The organism is Desulfurobacteriaceae bacterium, from assembly GCA_039832905.1.
Taxonomy (GTDB): Bacteria; Aquificota; Aquificia; order Desulfurobacteriales; family Desulfurobacteriaceae; genus Desulfurobacterium.
Window position 1 is genome coordinate 1,068 of the sequence record JBDOLX010000070.1, and the last position, 3,306, is coordinate 4,373.

The 3,306-nt window shown below is 31.7% G+C and carries 3 protein-coding genes; 1 reads left to right on the forward strand and 2 read right to left on the reverse strand.

Translation table 11 applies throughout. The features are described from left to right. A partial coding sequence (locus ABGX27_05185; protein ID MEO2068889.1) for a PilZ domain-containing protein occupies positions 1 to 797 on the forward strand: 797 nt, incomplete at its 5' end. On the opposite strand, the gene ABGX27_05190 is transcribed toward ABGX27_05185, so the two are convergent. Then, on the reverse strand, positions 784 to 2,664 hold the full coding sequence (locus ABGX27_05190) for an EAL domain-containing protein (GenBank protein ID MEO2068890.1): 1,881 nt from the start codon (positions 2,662 to 2,664) through the stop codon (positions 784 to 786). The two genes, ABGX27_05185 and ABGX27_05190, sit on opposite strands and share 14 nt — an antisense overlap. 293 nt (positions 2,665 to 2,957) lie before the next feature. Continuing rightward, entirely contained in the window at positions 2,958 to 3,203 is a 246-nt protein-coding gene (locus ABGX27_05195) for a hypothetical protein (GenBank protein ID MEO2068891.1), read from the reverse strand. Between the last annotated feature and the right edge of the window lie 103 nt (positions 3,204 to 3,306).

Here is a 3,306-nt window from a genome sequence, read left to right on the forward strand (position 1 = left end):
ACCTAATAGAGAATGATAATTCTTTTGAGAATCTTAAGAAGTTGATAGAATATATAGAAGAAGCAATTGTTGAAGCGGAGAATGTCTATTCTTCACACATAGAAAATCTCCGCAAGGCACTTACAAAGGAAAAAAACGAAAAGAAAGAAGCTATCGGAGAAGCCTTTGAAAGAATTTTTAACATTCTTAAAGGAAAAAGAATTCCCGTTAACCTTGTTATTTTTTACAAAGAGGTTCCTGTTTCGTGCAAAGCATTTGTTGACGAAGTAATGAAGTCTAAAGTTTCTTTCTCTTTTGAAACCTGTTCTTACATAAAGGCAATATACGATTCTCCACTTATATATCTCAAAATATCTAATGCTCCTAAGCCAATAAAAGCAAGGAAAATAGATGTTTTTCCTGATAAGAAATCTTTGATTTTAGGAGATTTCTCTTTTGAAGAGATTCCTCAAGAGAAGAGAAAATTTGTCAGAGTAGAACCTGAAGAGAAGTTTATAGTAAATATCGTTAAAAACAGGAAAACGATAAAGGGTGTCGTTGCAGACATATCCATAGGAGGTATTGGAGTCCTTTTTAAGACAAAACCAGAACTTCAACCGGGTGACCGAGTGGAAATTAACTTTCTTTTAGAAGGAACTCCTTTAAGTATTGAAGGTAAAGTTACTTACGTTGTAAAAGTGGAGAAACTTTACAGAGTAGGTATCGAGTTTAAACTACTTGTAAAACAAGAAGAAATAATAACTGAATACGTTATGAAAAGACAATTTGAAATTCTTAAAGAACTTAAGATGATGTGATCAATCTTTCAACCTCTTCTATCGGCTGAGGCTCTCCCAAGAAGTATCCTTGGGAGTAGTCTATCCCTAATTTTTTAACAGCTTCATAAATAGCTTCGTTTGATACAAACTCAGCAACAGTTTTTATATTTAACTTTTTGGAAAAAGAAACAACAGCTTCTGTTAAGATAAGGGCTTCCCTACTTTCCAAGATCCTCTTGATGATAGAAGCATCTATTTTCAAGAAATCTACATTGAGCTTCATTAAGTGCTCAAGGTTGGAGTATCCCGTTCCAAAGTCATCTATTGCAAACTTACACCCAAAGTTTTTGACTTCAGATATAAACTGGTAGAACAACTTGTAGTTCTCTATTTCCTCAGTTTCAAGTATCTCAAAGGTTATTCTATGAGGTTCTGGGAATTTCTTTAACTCATTAAAAATAAAGTTTACTGTCTTTTCAGACAGTAAGTCCTCAAAGGATATGTTTACAGAAACTTCTGATGGTAATTTTCTAAAATCTTCAAAAACCTTTTCAGTGACAATTTTTGTTATTTCTGGATAAAGCCTTGCCTTCTTAGCTATTGGTAGAAACTTTCTAGGAGAAATCACGTTTCCATCTTTATCCAAAAGTCTTACAAGGGCTTCAAATTTTTCAATTTTTCCTGTTTTGTTATTTATAATAGGTTGGTAGAAAGGAACTATTCTTTTTTCTTCTATTGCTTTTTTTATTTTTCTAATCCAAAACATGTTTTCTGCATAGTTGTGTTTCTTCAAATGATTGCTATCAACAACTATAAGTTTTTTCCTTTTTTCTTTAGCTTCATTTAAAGCCATTTCAGCATGAACTAACAGTTTTTCCTTGTCTCCCTCTGCTATACCTGCTGTAAAGTTTAGGTAAATATCAAAGTCTTTATATCTGAGGGGTTTGTCTTCTAAGTAGTTTATTGTTTCTGCGCAGTAGCTGGAAAACTCTTTAAAGTTTATCCTACCTTCCTCCAGATCATAAAGTAGGGCAAATTCGTCCGAATAAACTCGGTAGGGATGGATTTTGGATTCAAACCTTTTTAGCTCTGAAGCTATCTGTTTGAGAACAAAATCTCCACACTCTTCGCCATAGAGTTCATTTAGACTCCTAAAGTCAGAAATATCCATGATGCAAAGGGCAGGTTTTTTCAATGTTTTAATATCTTCCAGTAGCTTTACTCTGTTGGGTAGTTCTGTTAGGGAGTCATAAGTCAAGAGATATTGTAGTTGCTGTTTGCTTCTTTCAAGCTCTTCTATTGTCTTTTTTAGTTTATCCACTGAAATTGTAAGGACTTTAGCAACTTCTCCTATTTCATCTTTTGTATTTGTCAGAATTTTTACATTAAAGTTTCCCTTTGAGATACTTCTTGCGGCTAAAAGAATAGAATGAAGAGACTCTATTGTTATCTTATAAATCAGAACACTTAAATAAAGTAGACCACCTACAAGGAAAAAAATTATTAGGCTTTTTAAAATAAGATCCTTTACAAGTAATGATCTTTTACTTTTAAGAAATTGATCTAAGTGGGAGAAGATTAAGTTATAAATATTAAACAGTTCGTCAATAACCACAGTTGACATATTAAAATATTTAACGGGATCAGAAGAAGGCTTTTCTTTATTGAGTAAAAATAAATCCTCAATAATTCTTATAAATTCATTTATCTTTTCTTCTGCCTTACTAAATTTCTTAACTATACTTTTTGGAACTTCGCCGTTTTGTATAGTCCAGAATACTAAGCTTCTATATCCAACTAAGAGATTGTAAAGATCAATAATTTCTTTTCTTTCCTCTACTGTGATTTCTCTTTTTGCAAGAATACCTCCACCTAAGCCCCTAATCTTACCTAATGTTTCAGACAAACTGGGAATTTCAAGTAAGGCTATATTTGCCAATATCCTTACGGTAGAATCTGAATCCGTTAAAATTCTGTGTTTTAAAGCTTCATTTTGAATTAGGTCTATTAATTCATTAATTAACTGTGTATGCTTCTCAAAATTTTCTTTTGGAAATAAGACGTTCTTACCAACTTTGATTTTTTGAAAGGTACTCTTAAACTTTTTAAGTTCTTCTTTTATTTCTTTTTCTTTACAATGACTTATACATATTGAAAAAATACTGTCTATTTCAGACTCTAAATTTTTAATCTCTTTTTCTAAATTTTTTTCCCGTAAGAGTAAAGATAGGTTAATCCCCTATGTTTCTGCAAAAGAAATACCAGTTTTACATGAACTTTAGAATGTTTTAAACTTTCCATTTCTTCATTTATTTTTCCTATCTCTTTCAACTCAAAAATTAAAGTATTAGCCGTAAGAGCGAAGAGAGAAGCAACTGTGAGAACAACTAAAAGAAAAAGCCTTCCCTTAATGCTTAGACTTTTAAGGAAATTTTCAAGTTTCACAATCTTTCTCCCTAATAAAACTCCCTAGAAGAAGAAATGAGGAAGTAAAGCTAAGTAAAACGAACTTAAATATCAACTACCTCTTTAACCAGGAACTATTAAC